Below are 16,252 nucleotides of genomic sequence, written 5' to 3'. Positions count from 1 at the left end.
AATTGCTATGAAAAATTATATTTTACTACACCTCACTTTATTAATAACTCTCTGCGTAAATTCACAAAATACAGTAGGCACCATTATTAATAACCAAGGTACTTTTGATGGCTACACCTTATTCGCTCCTGCTGGACACACCGAAACATATTTAATAAACAACTGTGGGGAAGTTGTAAATCAATGGACAAGCACAGTTGGCCCAGGGAATGCAGTATATCTTCTTGAAAATGGTAATTTATTACGTGCAGGGAGAGTCGCAAATGCTAACGTTAACTTTGGTGGCGTTGGAGGAAAAGTAGAATTATATGATTGGGATAGTAATTTACTTTGGGAATACACCTACTCTACTACCACAGTTTCACAACATCACGATGTTTTCCCCATGCCTAACGGAAACGTCTTAATGCTTGCCGTAACAACAATGACAGATACAGAAGCAATTCAAGCAGGAAGAAACTCTAGCAATCTTACACAAGGGAAATTATTTAATGAACAAATACTTGAATTACAACCTATCCTTGGAAGTAATAATGCAACTATTGTATGGGAATGGAATGTAAAAGATCACTTGATTCAAGATTTAGATCCAACTAAAGATAATTACGGAGTAGTTGAAAACAATCCACAACTACTAGACATTAATTTTTTAGGAAACTCTGCGGGAAATGCGAATTGGCTGCACTTTAATTCCATTCAATATGATGAAAGGTTAGATCAAATTGTAATCAGCTCACGGCTTTTAAGTGAAATTTACATCATAGACCATAGTACTACAACAGCTGAAGCTGCTACAAATTCAGGGGGAGATAGAAACCGAGGAGGAGACTTTTTATACCGTTGGGGAAATCCACAATCTTACAAAAGAGGAACAGTTTCCGATCAAAAACTATTTGGCCAACATTACCCACATTTTATTGCTGATGGACTCCAAGATGCTCGAAAAATCATAGTATTTAACAATGGCTTCAATCGCCTTCCAAGTGTATCACAAATAGATATTATAACACCACCCGAAGATTCAGAAGGCGTTTATACGTATACTCCAGGAACTGCATATGGCCCAGCAAATACAGACTACACTTACAAAGCCCCTGTAGAAACTGATTTTTATTCAAGAATCCTTTCAAGTGGACAAAGACTTCCTAACGGAAACACTCTTATTTGTGATGGAGATGATGGGTATTTCTTTGAAATTACGCCTACAGAAGAGATTGTTTGGGAATATATCAATCCAGTAACACCTACAGGAATTCTTTCTCAAGGTGATGATTCTACAGCCTCACCAAACTTAACATTTAGAGTCTTACGTTATGCAAGTGACTATCCTGCATTTGCTAATAGGAATTTAACACCTAGTGCTCCAGTGGAGCTTAACCCAGACTTAACAGCATGTACTCTTTTAAGCACTGATGAAGTTGAAAATCAAACATACTCATTAATTCCAAATCCTGTAAAAGACATACTTACCATACAAGGAGAAATACAAAAAGTAGAAGTATATAATTTATTAGGTAAACTTCTTATAACCACAAATGACAATACAATTGACTTAACTAGTCAAAAAACTGGAATGTATATTTTAAAATTATATAATAATACTAAAGTCACTACGACTAAAGTCCTAAAACAATAACATTTTACTTCATTAGGCTAAAATATTACTTCAATACGGAAGATACATACTATTTAACTTAAATAAATTGCAAACTATACAATCAGTTATTGCAAAAAACCACAAAACATCTACCTAATACAGAGTATTTTATCAATTTGCTAAAATATTTAACAAAAGTCTAAATTAATGATAATACACTTCATTTTAAGATCGCAGCCCCTTCATTTCTAAGACTGTAACAGCTTTTCTCTTCTGATAATTAGCCTTCTTTTTCTAAAAAACTTGCGATTTAAATTGATTTTTAAGAAAAAAAAATTGGATTATTAACATAAAATTAGGATTTTTGGCGATAGCTAATTCAAATAAATTAAAAAAATGAGAACAAAGTTTAGTGGAATTCTAACGCTATTCCTAGCGTTATTTGTGCAGATTCTGTTTGCACAACAACAGACTGTCTCTGGAACAGTAACCGATGACACCGGTTTACCATTACCAGGAGCAACTGTTTCAATTAAAGGTACATCTAAAGGTATAACAACTGATTTCGATGGTAAATATTCTATTAAAGCTGACAACGGGCAAACACTTGTCTTCAGTTATATAGGGTATAAAGCAAAGGAAGTTACAGTTGGATCATCTTCAATAAATGTACAATTAGAATCAGACAATACATTAGGAGAGGTAGTAGTCGTTGCGTACGGGTCTGAAAAAAGATCAAATGTAACATCTGCGATTTCCGTTGTAAAATCTGAATCAATAGAGCAAGTTCCAAATGCTTCTATAGATCAAATCTTACAAGGACAGGCAGCAGGTTTAAACATCCAAACAAGTTCAGGTCAGCCTGGAGCTAGTGGTACTATCTTATTAAGAGGTAGAAACTCTGTACAAGGAAACGTTGAGCCTTTATTCATTATTGATGGAGTTCCTGTAAACGAAGATAACTTTAGAAGTTTAAATGCGAATGACATTCAGAATGTTTCTGTATTAAAGGATGCATCAGCTTCTGCACTTTATGGAAATAGAGCTGCGGGTGGTGTAATCATCGTTACTACAAAAACAGGTAAGAAGAACTCAGGAACACGTATTCAGTATAGATCTCTTTATGGTCAATCTACTACGATCGATCCTAATTTTGAGTTAATGAACTCTAGACAATACTTAACGTATTTAAGACAAAGAGGTTTCAATACCTTCTCTGACACTCAGATTAATGCTTTATCTAACCAAGTAAACACAAAATGGGAAGATATCTTATTAAGAACGGGTACTACATTATCGCATGAAGTTAATGTAACTACTGGTGGAGAAAACACTACTAGTTATACGTCTGTAGCATATTTTGAGCAAGAAGGTATTACATTACGTAGTAACTTAAAGCGTTTCACTTTAAGAAACAATACGAATGTTTCTTCTTCTAACAATAAGTTTAACTTGACTACTAACTTAACAATGGGTTATAGTGTTAATGATAATCCAGCAAACGCAGGATCAGGTTCATTAAACAACCCGTTCATTAATGCATATATTGGTAGTCCAGCATTAAACCCTTACAACCCAGATGGATCTTTAGACTTAACAGGAAACGGGACAACAGGATTTGGAAACTCACCTATCGTTGCCTTAAACACTGCAACTTTAAACACATCTGTTCAAGACGAATTAAAGATTGTTGGTAAAATTGGAGCTACTTTAGAAGTTGCTAAAAACCTAACAGTTGGAAGTTCTATTGGTATGGATTATGAGCAAATCAATGGTCTTACTATTACTGATCCAAACAGTTTAAGAGGTTTAAACAATGATACAAACAACCCTACAGCTGCAATCATCAAAGGTTCTCACGCTGAGAACTTCACAAGAAACGTTTCTTTTAACATTAACTCATTTGTTACTTATAAGAACATTTTTAAAGATGTACACAGTGTAGAAGTTTCTGCTTTCACAGAATACTACAAAGAACATTTCGATACTTACGGATTTGAAGCTTTTGGTTTAGATCCAAAGTTGCCTGGAGTTGGAGCTGGTTTCACAGCAGGAAATACAACAGAAGGTCCTAACAATGATCTTTACAACTATATCCCTACAGCTTTCTCTACAACTACAAATGGAGGTTTATTCTCTTACTTTGCAGTTGGTAAATATGACTATGATAACAAATATGGTTTCCAAGCTTCTATTAGACGTGATGCTTCTTCAAGATTTAGCAAAACGAACAGATGGGGTACTTTCTGGTCTGTATCTGGTAAGTGGAACATCCACAATGAGAAGTTCATGGAAGGTGTAGAATTCCTTAACGAATTAAAATTAAGAGGTAGTTACGGTACTACAGGTAACGATAGAGCTGCTGCACGTTTTGGAGGATTTAACTTAATTGGAACTGGAAACGGTGGAGGAAACTTCAACGGTTCAGGACAAGGATACCAAGGAACAAACGGATACTGGCTTTCTCAGATTGCTAACCCTGACTTGAAATGGGAAACTGTTACTCAAGCAAACATAGGTATTGACTTCGCTATGATGTCAAACAGATTAAGTGGTTCTCTTGATTTCTATGAGAAAACAACAGATGATTTATTCTTGAATAGACCAATTTCTACTATATCTTCAGTTAACTCTATCAACGCTAACGTTGGTCAGATGAAGAATACTGGTGTTGAATTAGCTTTAAGCTATGATATTATCAGAAGTGATGATAGAAAAGGTTTACAGTGGTCTGTTAATGGTAACATTGCATACAACAAAAACGAAATCACTAAATTAGTAGGTGATGGTTTAATTGAAACTACTCGTACAGCTTTATCTGAAGGAGATCCATTTGGTTCTTTCTATGCAGTTCGTTGGGCTGGTGTTAACCCTGCTAATGGTTCTCCATTATACTATGATTCTGATGGAAACATTACAGACACATACACTGATGACAATCGTGTAATTCTTGACAAAACTCAAGATCCAAAATTTGTTGGTGGATTCGGAACTAACGTTCAATACAAAGGATTTGCATTAAATGCATTATTCTCTTATGCTATCGATCAGTATAGATATAATGGTAGTTTAGCTGTAGTTGAAGATCCAACATTAGTTAGTATTTCTAACCAGTCTACATCTATTATTAGAGAATGGCAACAGCCAGGAGATATTACTGATATCCCATCTTCTGCTTTCGGTTCTACAAGACTTTTAAACACAGATCGTTATATTGAAAATGCATCTTTCTTACGTTTAAGAAATGTTACACTTTCATACACATTAGACAAAGACATTTTAGGGAAAACAAATTTATTTTCAAGTATAAGAATGTATGTTCAAGGACAAAACCTTTTAACTTGGTCTAAGTGGAGAGGATTCGATCCAGAATCAAACATTAATTCAACTTTCTTTGAATTCCCAACACCTAAAACATGGACATTAGGATTAGATGTTAACTTTTAAAAAAAAAGAAAAATGAAAAAAATAAATTTATCAATATTAATACTAATGCTAGCATTTACATACTCATGTAATGATGCATTAGATATTTTACCAGAGAACTCGATTCCTGAAGAAAATGCATTTGTTTCTGTTCCTGATTTAGTATTAGGTATGAATGCCGTATTTGCAAACTATACACCTGAAGCTAACTTAGACTTCTCTTCTATCTTAACAGATGATACAAAAGTTGGAGAAGACAATGGTGGACAGCGTATCAACGAACATAACTTCGTTGTTACTGCTAGTACATTCAGAGCAACTCAAATTTGGACAGGTAACTACGCGTTAATCAACAGTATTAACCGTCTTATTTCTGCTGCAGGAGGAATTGCTCCTCAAAATGCTGCTGAACAAGCAACTTATGACAACATTCTTGGTGAATGTTATGCATTAAGAGCTCTTGCTCACCTTGATTTATTAGCATTCTATTCTCAGGATTATAATGCTGCTACTGAGTCAGTACCTTATATTGACTATGTAGTTATCTTAGAGCAACCATCAAGAAACACTGTTGGTGAAGTTTTAACAGGTATCAAATCTGATTTAACAACTGCAGAAGGTTTTATTGATGCTTCTATTACAGATGTAACAAGAATTACAAGAGATTTCCTTACAGCTGTTAGAGCTAGAATGGCATTATATGAAGGTGATAACTCAACTGCAATGACTTTATCTCAGCAGTTAATCAATGCATATCCGTTAGCAAACCAAACTCAGTATGTTGCTATGTTTGATGACACAGATAACACTGAGGTTATTTTTAAAGCTGATAGAGTTGTAGGAGATCCTTTAGCTGGAGGAACTTGGATGTTTACAAACTCGGGAGGTTCTTTCATTGAAGTTTCTAATGAATTAGTTAGTATCATACCTGCAGGTGATGTTCGTAATGCTACTATTTGGACTAACCTTGATGCAAATTTTGTTGCTGATACACAAGAGCGTGTTAACAAATACCCAGGATCTGGTGGAAATAGATACTTAAATGATATCAAAGTTTTCCGTTCTTCTGAAATGGTATTAATTAATGCTGAAGCTAAAGCTAGAACTTCTGATTTCTCAGGAGCTGCTACTATGATTCAAACATTAAGAAGTGCAAGAACTGGCGGAACTGCTGCTCTTCCTTCTTATGCTAACATCAACGAAGCTATCACTGATATCTTATTCGAAAGAAGATTAGAATTATGTTTTGAAGGACATCGTTTTATTGACCTTAAAAGAACTCGTGACATTACTGGTACTGGTATCGTAAGATCTCAAGCTTTATTAGATTGTGGAGGAACTAGTGGAACATCTAACTGTGATTTACCTGCTAATGATCATAGATTTACACTACCTGTACCTGCTGCTGAATTAGATGGTAATGCTAATATGACTCAAACTCCAGGATATAATTAATAAATTAAAGAAAGAAAATGAAAAATTTTATAAAACTATTCATCGCATGTGCCTTCTTGGTATCATGTGGTGATTTTGAAGAAACAATTTATGATGGTGTAGGAGGAGCAACATTAGCATTTTTTGATGCTTCATCTTCATCATTAGAAGTTGAAATCAATCAAACAAATACTACGACTGTAACAATTGGAGTAAGTACATTATCTAGTGTAGAAAGAACTGTAGCCGTTAGTGCTGATGCTGCTTCTACTGCTGATGCTGCTATGTACTCTTTTAGCTCTACAGTTACTATTCCTGCAAACGAATACTTCGGTACATTAACTGTAACTGGTATTGATGCTGGTTTAACAACTGACTCTAGAAGTTTAATTTTGAACATTGATGATTCTCCAGGAATTACAGGAAGTACTGATTCTCACACGGTTACTCTTGTTGAGGTTTGTCCTATCCCAGCAGATTACATGATTGGTGATTACCAAATTGCTGATGGTGTTGCTGTTATAGGTCCAGGAAATGGAACTTCTAACTTTGATCCAGGTGTAGTTACTTTAACTGCTTCATCTGCTTCATCTAGAAGCTTTACAAATGCTGTATTACCTGCATTTAGAGGTCCAATTACTGTTACTGTTTCTTTAGTTTGTGGTAAATTGATCCTTGCTGACACTGATCCATCTATTGCTTGTGCTGATCCAGATATTGCTTATATTTTAGGTACTGCTGGAGATAACAACTCAGATTATGATCTTAGTTCTGATCAAACTTTTACAATCTTTTACACAGAAGACCCTAATGCATCATGTGGTGGTCCTTACTTATTAAGTTCTTTCACTTTAACCAAAATATAAACAACCCTGTTATGAAAAAAATAATGAAAGCTTTCATCTTGCCATTAGTTTTGGTGCTTGCATATAGTTGTGCAAAAGATGATGATGGTAGATTTTCTTCCAACCCAGAATCTGGATGGATAGAGTTTCCAAGTGCATCAACAACTCAATCTGTAAATAATACTTTAACTAGTATTACTGTACCTGTTAACTTTACTGCTCCTATTAATAAGAGTGATGTAAATGTAACTTATACACTTGTAGATGTATTAGGATCTTCTAGTGACGCTGTTACAGCTAGTGGTAATGTAAAAATTGCTGCTGATACAAATACAGCTTTAATCGAATTAAATGTAACTCCAACTGCTGCTACAGCATTAGTAGCTTCAGATATTACTTTTAACATCGTATTACAAACTGCATCTAGAGGAGTTTCTGTAGGATTATCTGATGGTTCTTCTACAACTACTCACACTGTAAACTTAGTATGTGACCTTACATTAGACTTAGGTGGAATGTATAGTGTAACTACTAACTACGGATTCCATGATTTCTTACCTAGCTTCAACCCAAATACGCAAGTTAGTGAGATCGTTGACAACGGAGACGGGACATTCTTCATCCAAGATTTCTCAGGAGGTCTTTACAATGGAGGTCCTTACTCAACTGCTTATGGAACTGGACCAACAAGTTTTGATGTAACATTCAGCAACTCTTGTAATAAAATCCAGTGGACTGATCAAGGTGACCCTTGGGGAGCTTGTATTCCATTAAGTGGAGGTGTTAACGAAGTTGATATTGCTACTGGAGTAGTAACTATCTCTTGGTTTAACGAAGGATACGGAGAAAACGGTGTATCAGTTTACACACCATTGTAGAAATAATATTATATTATAATACATATACAAAAAACCACCCAACTGGGTGGTTTTTTATTTTATATTTGTCCTATGCAAAACAATAACACTCAAATATTTGGCATAAGAGCCATTATAGAAGCTATAAACTCTGGAAGCACTATTGATAAAGTTTTCATTCAAAAAGGTCTTAGAGGAGAGCTATTCAACGAATTAGACCATCTTTTAAGAGCAAATGCAATCAGTACTTCGTTTGTTCCACCTGAAAAACTAAATAGACTTACCAAAAAAAATCATCAAGGTGTAATTGCTTTGATTTCTCCAATAGAATTTCATGATTTAGATACATTAGTTTTGAATGTTATTGAATCTGGACGCATACCTAAGTTTTTAATTTTAGATCAATTAAGTGATGTTCGTAACTTTGGTGCTATTATTAGAACCGCAGAATGTACTGGTGTTGATGGAATTATTATACAGAAAAAAGGTGGCGCTCCAGTAAATGCTGATGCAGTAAAAACATCCGCTGGTGCTATCTTTAAAATGCCAATCTGTAAAGTAGATCACATCAAAGATGCAATTTATCATTTACAAAGTTCAGGTGTACAAATTGTAGCTGCTACTGAAAAAGCGCAACACAATTTATACGATGTTGATTTTACAGCTCCTGTTGCTATTGTTATGGGATCAGAAGGTAAAGGCGTTTCTCCTTCTATTTTAAAAATTGTAGATCAGCAGGCTAAGTTACCAATGTTAGGTGAAATTGCTTCTTTAAATGTGTCTGTAGCATGTGGTGCGTTTTTATATGAAATAGTAAGACAACGCCAATAGAAAAGTCTATTCTTCTTGGTCAACTCTATCATTTTTGACAAAAATATAGTTGACCTTTATGGTAGGCAACTCCTCTTCTACTTCATCGGGTAAGGTCTCTATGAAGTTTCCATTCTCATCAAAATGCTTCATAAATGGATCATTTTCTGGGATAAATTCTTCTTTTTCCCACTCGTACGTATTCTTAGTATATACAACTGGAAGAAAAACAGCTAAAAGAAATCCTGTAATAAATCCACCTAAGTGGCCTTCCCAAGAAATGGTTTCTTCTATCGGAAATAAATACCAGAGCATTCCACCATATAAAAACATGATAATTAAAGACAAGGCTACAAATCGATAGTATTTGGTAATTACTCCTTTAAAAAAGATGAAACTCATCAATACATAAATAAAACCACTTGCGCCTATATGATTGGCTTCTCTACCAATAATCCACGTTAAAATTCCTGAACCTAATAATCCTATAATAAAAATGGTCCAACGTTGTGACCTATAGAAATAAATAACTGCAGCACTTAACAAGAATAATGGAATTGTATTATTCCATACATGTCGCATACTTCCATGAATAAGTGGACTCAATAAAATACCTCGCATTCCTTTCAATGTTCTTGGATATACACCATAATCATTAAATCGAAATCCAAAACGAACCTCAGACCAAAACACAAACCAAATAATTAATATAAACAGAAAAGGTAGTAATACTACTTCCGGTGTAAACACAAAAGGATGTTGCTGTTTGGATTTCATAGACAATTTTAAATCAAATAGTCAAAAAATTAGCCAAGATGAATTCACATGAAAAATTGTCACTTCCTTAGTAATATCTTATTTTTATCCCATGAATGAACCATTAGCAGAACGCATTCGCCCAAAAACGTTGGAAGACTATATAAGTCAAGATCATTTAGTGGGAGAAACTGGTGTATTAACACGTCAAATAAAACAAGGAATTATTCCTTCGCTCCTACTTTGGGGACCTCCAGGAACTGGAAAAACTACTTTAGCAAATATTATCGCTACAACTTCTGATCGTCCTTTTTATACGCTTAGCGCGATTAGTTCCGGTGTAAAAGATGTGCGTGAAGTTATTCAACGTGCAAAGCAAGATGGTGGTTTATTCACTACTAAGAATCCAATTTTATTTATTGATGAGATTCATCGATTTAGCAAATCACAACAAGATTCACTGCTTGGCGCTGTTGAGAAAGGCTGGGTTACGTTAATTGGTGCTACTACTGAAAATCCTAGTTTCGAGGTCATTCCCGCTTTATTGTCACGTTGTCAAGTATATATATTAAATCCTTTTGGAAAAGAAGATTTAGAACGGTTACTAAAACGTGCTATTATACAGGATACGCAACTTTCTCAAAAGAAAATTACACTAAAAGAAACAGAAGCACTATTAAAACTCTCTGGTGGTGATGGACGAAAATTATTGAATATTTTTGAACTCATTATCAATTCGGAAGGAACCGATGAAGTTATCATTACAGATGAACTCGTGTTAAGTCGCGTGCAAAAAAACACGGTTTTATATGACAAAACTGGCGAACAACACTACGACATTATTTCTGCTTTTATAAAATCGATTCGTGGAAGTGATCCTAATGGAGCTGTATATTGGTTAGCCAGAATGATTGAAGGTGGAGAAGATGTAAAATTTATCGCAAGAAGAATGTTGATTTCTGCAAGTGAAGATATCGGAATTGCCAATCCGACAGCTTTGGTTATTGCAACGAATACCTTTCAGGCGGTTTCTATTATCGGATATCCTGAAGCACGTATCATTTTAAGTCAATGTGCCGTATATTTAGCCACTTCTGCAAAAAGTAATGCTTCGTATATGGCAATCAAAAAAGCACAAGCTATTGTCAGAGAAACTGGCGATTTGTCAATTCCGTTACATTTACGAAATGCACCAACTAAATTAATGAAAGATTTAGGGTATGGCGAAGATTACAAATACTCGCATGATTTCAACAATAATTTTGTCGCACAAGAATACTTACCCGATGAAATTTCAAATACTAAAATCTATAATCCTGGAAGCAATCCACGTGAAAAAAGTCTTCGTGATTTCTTAAAAAATCGCTGGAAAGATAAATATGACTATTAGTGTAGATGTTTGGAAAAACTAACAATAAACTTTTAAAAATAAATGTTGTTATTCATCCCTAAATAAAAAACATCAAAGACAACTGAGCAAACCCGAAGTTAGAACTTCACATTCAAAACAGACACTTCATGTCCTGATGTGGTAGCATTAGACAACATCCATTTGCCGTTTTCTTTGTATACAATAGCATCTTTTCCTTTTACAAGATAAACATTAGGCACTCCTGTTTTTAGGAGAATCATTACCACTTTTGGCGAACGATCTACCAACTGAAAACCATTTTCTAAAGGTTGCGCATACAGAACTTCCTCTTTTAATTTTGTAACTGGCTTTACAACTATAGGTTTTACTTCTTTAACTGTCATCGTTTCTTTTACAGGAACAACTTCTTTTTTTACTTCTTCAACTTTTTTTGTAACGGTTTCTGTAACTGCTGATTTTGATGGAACGACAACTTTTTTTCTTTTAGCTGGTGTATACGAATACCGTTGTGCTTTTATGGACTCAAACGAATTTCGAACACTTTCATTATATGCTTTTTCGTACGCTTTCGTTCTTGAGGTACCTTCTTCACTTTCTAAAATCACTTGATTAGAACAGTCTTTCAATATAATTTTAGTCTTTGTAACAAACATTCCAGAGTCATCTTCAAGATCTAAGTACAATGCCAAACATCTATCATCAGTTAAATCTTGTGGAAACGTTTCAGAATCATACAATACTCCAAACCCTTCGCTTTTAAACAGAAAACGCATAAGTGAATTTACACGATATTTATCATGCTTTTTCAAAAATTCAAACTCATACGGAATTACTACATATTTATAGCTATCTAATTTTTGTGAAAAACCAGAAGCTGTAATAAATAGAAATATAATAACTGCTAGAAAACGTTTCATAATAATGGTATTGTGTATTTTGAGCTCCAAAATAAGGATTTTATTGGAATCCGTTACTTTTTAGTAGCAGGAAAAATATAATTAAACCCTAGTTGTACAGAAGCATAGTTCGCTTTCGCTAAATTTTGATATTCTAAGAGATTATCTGCCATGATGTAAAAATTCACATTTCCGATATGCGAAGAAATTCCCAAGCCAATATTGGTTTTTGAAAAAGTATCAGCTGTGTACGTCACTTTTCCGCTCAAAAAACTAAATAATCGACGGTAATAAAAAGCAGTTACAGCCGTTTGCGGTCTTCTTGGTCTACCAATTGCATATATTTGTAAACCTACTTCATTTAAATAATCGCCATCTTCAGCAGTACAATTACATTCTTTTAAAACTTTTTTCCCGTATTTATACGAAACTGATCCATTCAATTTAGGCGAACGCCAAGAAGTATAATTTTTAGTAATAGTATCAAGTTCGAATAAATCATCAAAAGTATCTTCAATTTCTTGCCAATATTCATCCGCAGTTTGTCCTGAACCATTGTTTGGAAATAATGGATTTACACCTTCAAATGTATACTCTCCTTTTAACGTGTATGTTTCTACATCTTTAGTGTGATGGATAAATCCAAGATCTTGAATACTTCCAGTTACAGTCCATTGTTCTTTAGGGTGATAAGTAAAACCAACATCTAACCCTAAACCTAAGTTTCCACCAAAAAGCACACGTTTACGTAATTCTTTAATTGCTTTCCCATTCCAGTCATTTTGTCCTTCATTCTCTAAATCGACCAAAGAGGCAAACCCTGAAGTCTGAAACGCCAAATCTAAATCAAATGTGTGGTAATAGAAGTTATTTGTGCCTTCTTGCGTAACGAAACTTCCTTTATTGTTTGTTGATTTAAAGTTTAACAAGCTAGAATATATTTTTCCTCGAAAACCGTAAGTCCATTTTTTATTCAACTTCGTAGTTAAACCAACGTGCAACACAGAAATTAATTCTCCTTTTGCATTCAAATCGCTTAAGTCAAATACACGACCAATATTATCTCTATTTCCTTCATATGCCAGTACTGCATAGTCTTTTGGGAAGTACAAATGAAGATCCATTTCTTGGTACAACCCAAAGGATAAGTATTTATTCTTTTCGTATGATGGACCAATGGCAAATCCGCCGCTGAATATTTCTAATTGTTGATTTACAGTAAAAAAATCATTTTTATTCATACTGTATACAACACGTCTTAATTTTTCATTAAAGTCAATTCCATTATCTGCAAAAAGATCATATACAGATGTTCCTGAAGCTCCTGCATTTGCATGGATATGTGATAATAAAGGAATTCCAACATGCCATTTATAATTTACTTCTGCACCAGGATTTGACAATAATGATTGTGGAATATCAGTAAAATTATACAGCAATTGCTTGTTCTGCCCATAAACAAAACAAGAAAAAAGGAGTATTATGATACTAATTTTTTTCACTAAAAGGAGTTATTAATTATTCTGTGTCTATTTCGAAAAAAAGTGTGGCTTTTGAACGCATCTTTATATTCCCTAAGCTTGTATCGTCTAATGGGATCCCCGCAGGACTTGGAAACATACTCAACGTTACTTGTATCCGCATGGTATTTTTCAACTGATCGAGAGAGGTATCTATAAAAAGTTCTGTATGCGTTACGACTACTTCATTATTTCCATCTGGCATTACAGTAATATCAAACGAATTTGTTATTCCTCCATTGGCATCAAACATCACAATATCTGCACGAAAATTACGATCAATTGAGTTGGTTACTTCAAAAAAGAGTTCGGCTCTAACCAAATTATCTCTTACAAATTCTTCATTAAAAAGATCGAGTTCTAATTCATCTTGTTCTACAACAACTGCAGTTCCTGTAGGTTCTTGAAATGATGAGGCTGGAAAATCAAAAAAGATTAAACTTGATTCTACGGCTGGAGAAATTAACAAATCTTCCGCTTGATCAAAATCAACATCTTTCACACAAGAAGTAATGATAAATACTAATAATATAGGAAGGATTCGTTTTAGCATTAAGGGTTTGTTTTTTAAATTACTAGGAATTACTCCAAGTTAAGTTATATCGTTTTTTACATAAAACTTTCAGAAGTAGATCCTTCTTACATAACAACTAACCTATAAAAAAACGACATTTTACTGCTTTTATTACAGTATTTTTTCAATTTCAGCCAAGTGACGTACAATTGGACACAATGAATGATTGTACTTTTTATCAAAATCCACATGAATAACTTGCATGTTTAATGCCATTGCTCCTTTGATATCTGCTTCAAAACTATCGCCTATCATTACTGAATTTTGAGCAGTTACATTTGCCAATTCTAATGCATGATTAAATATTTTCGGATTCGGTTTTTTCACATCTACACTTTCAGAATCTATAATGTGTTCAAAATAATCGTAAATACCAGAAGCTTTTATTTTTTTATGCTGCACACCACGAAAACCATTGGTAATAATATGAAGTTTGTACTTCTTTTGTAAATTATCAAGTAGTTCTTCTGTGTATTCAAACAGATAATTAAACGTAGATAGGTATTTTATATATTGTTCCGATAAATGATCAATCATCTCATCAGAAACGACAACTTCTAATTGTGTAAAGGTTTTATGCAATCGTTGGTAACGAAGTTCGGATTTCGTTATTTTTTCTTCACGAAACAAGCGCCAATATTCTAAATTAATAGGTACATATATTTCTAAAAACTGATCGATGTTTACTGGAATATTACTTTCTGCTAATATTTTTTTGAAAGTCAAGGCTGAATTTTTCTCAAAATCCCATAAAGTATGATCTAAATCAAAGAAAATGTCTGTGATATTATGCATTGCTATACGCTTTTAATAAACTGATATACAATTCTTTCCAAGCAGGATTGTTTTCAGACAATGCTACATTGTGAAATATAGGTATAAAAGTACCATTAACTTTTTGTATTTCCGATGCCATTTCCAGAATTTCATCGTTTGGTAATACAGTTTCTAGTTTTCCTAAATATGCCATACAAAACGGATGTACTTTTAACGGCGTTTGTATTTCCATACCGATGTCATAAAAGTAAAACGGACTACAAGTACCAGCCCTAAAGCCAAGTGTATCATGATATCCCATAGAATAATCTTCTGTAAATTCTAGCTCAATCAAGTTTCTATAGAATTTTGGTAAACTCAACATATTAAAATGTTGTCGTGCACGTTTCATTGGACGATTGATAATATTGTTCAATCGCTTTTTTTCAACCTTTAATTTTTCAACATCTGTAAATGAATCATAGGATGCTAGCAAGCCTACTTTACTATAATCGGATACATTTTTGATCAATCTAATAAAGACGTTTTTATATACTGAAATGTTGTGATCGTAAGTTGAATAATCGCCAATTTGGAAAAAATAATGCGCACTTGTTTTGTGTTCTTTATGCAATTCGATAAATGCCTCAAAATTATCGTAAGGATCTTCGCGCATTCCTAACAACACCGCTGATCGATCTAAAAATCGAGAAAAACGCAATCGAAATATATCTGAGAAGTATCCACCAAGTGTTCTAATCATTCCACGCTTTTTGTACGCATACGCAATTGGAATGTTGACAACAGGCATATATAAAAATGAACGTTGTGCGTAATCATTGGTGTTAAAAGTTTCAAAGGTTTCTTCTAAGATTTTTATAAATTTCTGACACCAAATATCAACAACAGGAATTTTTAAGAAATCGTGCTTAAATGCTAAACTTTCGGTAGCTCTATAACGTCCATGTTCATCTTTTACATAAGGTAAATATTCCTCATATCTACTTAACAAATAGAAACTTGCTGCAAAAATATCATATGGAATCGTACTTTTTTCACCTGCCATAAAAAAGCAAGGAACATCTTCCCATTCCAATACTTTAAACTCTACTTCTCCAATGCCTTGTTCAAATAATAAATCATGACTACGCACAAAAAATTCGTCTCCAAGTGGTTGTTTTGCGTATGACATTTTTACTTCATTATGCGCAATAAACGTTTCAATTTTCGTTGTGAAATCGACAGGAATTCCCAGTATACGCGTAATGAGGTGCTTAAATGTATAGCGAAGTCTTGGTGTAATTTTTTGTGTATATACTAGCAGCATTCAGAACTCATTTAAACTTTTTTAATTTGCTAAAAAATTGCTGTTTTCATTCTTAGATTTGTCTTTTTTAACTCCATAATTC

13 protein-coding genes are annotated in these 16,252 nt (G+C 33.9%); 7 read left to right on the top strand and 6 right to left on the bottom strand.

All coding sequences use genetic code 11. The features are described 5' to 3' along the window. The first annotated feature begins 7 nt into the window (after positions 1-7). From Q0828_RS14455 to rlmB, 6 genes are all read left to right on the top strand, one after another. Positions 8-1,636 (top strand): aryl-sulfate sulfotransferase, encoded by a 1,629-nt coding sequence (locus Q0828_RS14455; protein ID WP_298422387.1) that lies wholly within the window; start codon positions 8-10, stop codon positions 1,634-1,636. A gap of 357 nt (positions 1,637-1,993) precedes the next feature. Next, positions 1,994-5,044: a TonB-dependent receptor gene (locus Q0828_RS14450; protein ID WP_298422384.1), complete on the top strand. Its 3,051-nt coding sequence runs from the start codon at positions 1,994-1,996 to the stop codon at positions 5,042-5,044. A 12-nt stretch (positions 5,045-5,056) separates the two neighbouring features. Beyond that, on the top strand, positions 5,057-6,478 hold the full coding sequence (locus Q0828_RS14445; protein ID WP_298422381.1) for a RagB/SusD family nutrient uptake outer membrane protein: 1,422 nt from the start codon (positions 5,057-5,059) through the stop codon (positions 6,476-6,478). Positions 6,479-6,495: 17 nt separating this feature from the next. Next, on the top strand, positions 6,496-7,323 hold the full coding sequence (locus tag Q0828_RS14440) for a hypothetical protein (protein WP_298422378.1): 828 nt from the start codon (positions 6,496-6,498) through the stop codon (positions 7,321-7,323). An 11-nt stretch (positions 7,324-7,334) separates the two neighbouring features. Beyond that, on the top strand, positions 7,335-8,180 hold the full coding sequence (locus tag Q0828_RS14435) for a hypothetical protein (protein ID WP_298422375.1): 846 nt from the start codon (positions 7,335-7,337) through the stop codon (positions 8,178-8,180). A 72-nt stretch (positions 8,181-8,252) separates the two neighbouring features. Beyond that, positions 8,253-8,990, top strand: a complete 738-nt coding sequence (gene rlmB / locus Q0828_RS14430) for a 23S rRNA (guanosine(2251)-2'-O)-methyltransferase RlmB (RefSeq protein ID WP_298422372.1) — start codon at positions 8,253-8,255, stop codon at positions 8,988-8,990. A gap of 6 nt (positions 8,991-8,996) precedes the next feature. On the opposite strand, the gene Q0828_RS14425 is transcribed toward rlmB, so the two are convergent. After that, entirely contained in the window at positions 8,997-9,746 is a 750-nt protein-coding gene (locus Q0828_RS14425) for a rhomboid family intramembrane serine protease (protein WP_298422369.1), read from the bottom strand. A 91-nt stretch (positions 9,747-9,837) separates the two neighbouring features. Between Q0828_RS14425 and Q0828_RS14420 the strand changes: the two genes are divergently transcribed. Continuing rightward, entirely contained in the window at positions 9,838-11,115 is a 1,278-nt protein-coding gene (locus Q0828_RS14420; protein ID WP_298422366.1) for a replication-associated recombination protein A, read from the top strand. Between the two features lie 98 nt (positions 11,116-11,213). Here the strand turns inward: Q0828_RS14420 and Q0828_RS14415 are convergent, their stop codons facing one another. From Q0828_RS14415 to Q0828_RS14395, 5 genes are all read right to left on the bottom strand, one after another. After that, on the bottom strand, positions 11,214-12,014 hold the full coding sequence (locus Q0828_RS14415) for a hypothetical protein (protein WP_298422363.1): 801 nt from the start codon (positions 12,012-12,014) through the stop codon (positions 11,214-11,216). A 53-nt stretch (positions 12,015-12,067) separates the two neighbouring features. Next, positions 12,068-13,432 carry a DUF5723 family protein gene (locus Q0828_RS14410; protein WP_298422360.1) on the bottom strand — a complete coding sequence of 455 codons (1,365 nt, stop codon included), beginning with the start codon at positions 13,430-13,432 and terminating at the stop codon, positions 12,068-12,070. 79 nt (positions 13,433-13,511) lie between these two features. Then, positions 13,512-14,066, bottom strand: coding sequence for a hypothetical protein (locus tag Q0828_RS14405; RefSeq protein ID WP_298422357.1), 555 nt, complete (start codon positions 14,064-14,066; stop codon positions 13,512-13,514). Positions 14,067-14,198: 132 nt separating this feature from the next. After that, positions 14,199-14,882, bottom strand: a complete 684-nt coding sequence (locus tag Q0828_RS14400; protein ID WP_298422355.1) for a YjjG family noncanonical pyrimidine nucleotidase — start codon at positions 14,880-14,882, stop codon at positions 14,199-14,201. After that, a complete protein-coding gene (locus Q0828_RS14395; RefSeq protein ID WP_298422352.1) occupies positions 14,875-16,170 on the bottom strand; it encodes a polysaccharide deacetylase family protein in 1,296 nt (431 codons plus the stop codon). Before Q0828_RS14395 ends, Q0828_RS14400 begins: the two co-directional genes overlap by 8 nt. Between the last annotated feature and the right edge of the window lie 82 nt (positions 16,171-16,252).

The organism is uncultured Kordia sp. (genome assembly GCF_947496985.1).
In the GTDB taxonomy this organism is placed as follows: Bacteria; Bacteroidota; Bacteroidia; order Flavobacteriales; family Flavobacteriaceae; genus Kordia.
This window is presented reverse-complemented; position numbering and strand designations above follow the sequence as displayed.

Bases quoted from the DNA above. Each gene is read 5' to 3' on its own strand.
- Q0828_RS14435 (WP_298422375.1), top strand. From the start codon at position 7,335: ATGAAAAAAATAATGAAAGCTTTCATCTTGCCATTAGTTTTGGTGCTT.
- Q0828_RS14450 (WP_298422384.1), top strand. From the start codon at position 1,994: ATGAGAACAAAGTTTAGTGGAATTCTAACGCTATTCCTAGCGTTATTT.
- Q0828_RS14455 (WP_298422387.1), top strand. From the start codon at position 8: ATGAAAAATTATATTTTACTACACCTCACTTTATTAATAACTCTCTGC.
- Q0828_RS14395 (WP_298422352.1), bottom strand. From the start codon at position 16,170: ATGCTGCTAGTATATACACAAAAAATTACACCAAGACTTCGCTATACA.
- Q0828_RS14415 (WP_298422363.1), bottom strand. From the start codon at position 12,014: ATGAAACGTTTTCTAGCAGTTATTATATTTCTATTTATTACAGCTTCT.
- Q0828_RS14420 (WP_298422366.1), top strand. From the start codon at position 9,838: ATGAATGAACCATTAGCAGAACGCATTCGCCCAAAAACGTTGGAAGAC.
- Q0828_RS14405 (WP_298422357.1), bottom strand. From the start codon at position 14,066: ATGCTAAAACGAATCCTTCCTATATTATTAGTATTTATCATTACTTCT.
- Q0828_RS14445 (WP_298422381.1), top strand. From the start codon at position 5,057: ATGAAAAAAATAAATTTATCAATATTAATACTAATGCTAGCATTTACA.
- Q0828_RS14425 (WP_298422369.1), bottom strand. From the start codon at position 9,746: ATGAAATCCAAACAGCAACATCCTTTTGTGTTTACACCGGAAGTAGTA.
- Q0828_RS14440 (WP_298422378.1), top strand. From the start codon at position 6,496: ATGAAAAATTTTATAAAACTATTCATCGCATGTGCCTTCTTGGTATCA.
- rlmB (WP_298422372.1), top strand. From the start codon at position 8,253: ATGCAAAACAATAACACTCAAATATTTGGCATAAGAGCCATTATAGAA.
- Q0828_RS14400 (WP_298422355.1), bottom strand. From the start codon at position 14,882: ATGCATAATATCACAGACATTTTCTTTGATTTAGATCATACTTTATGG.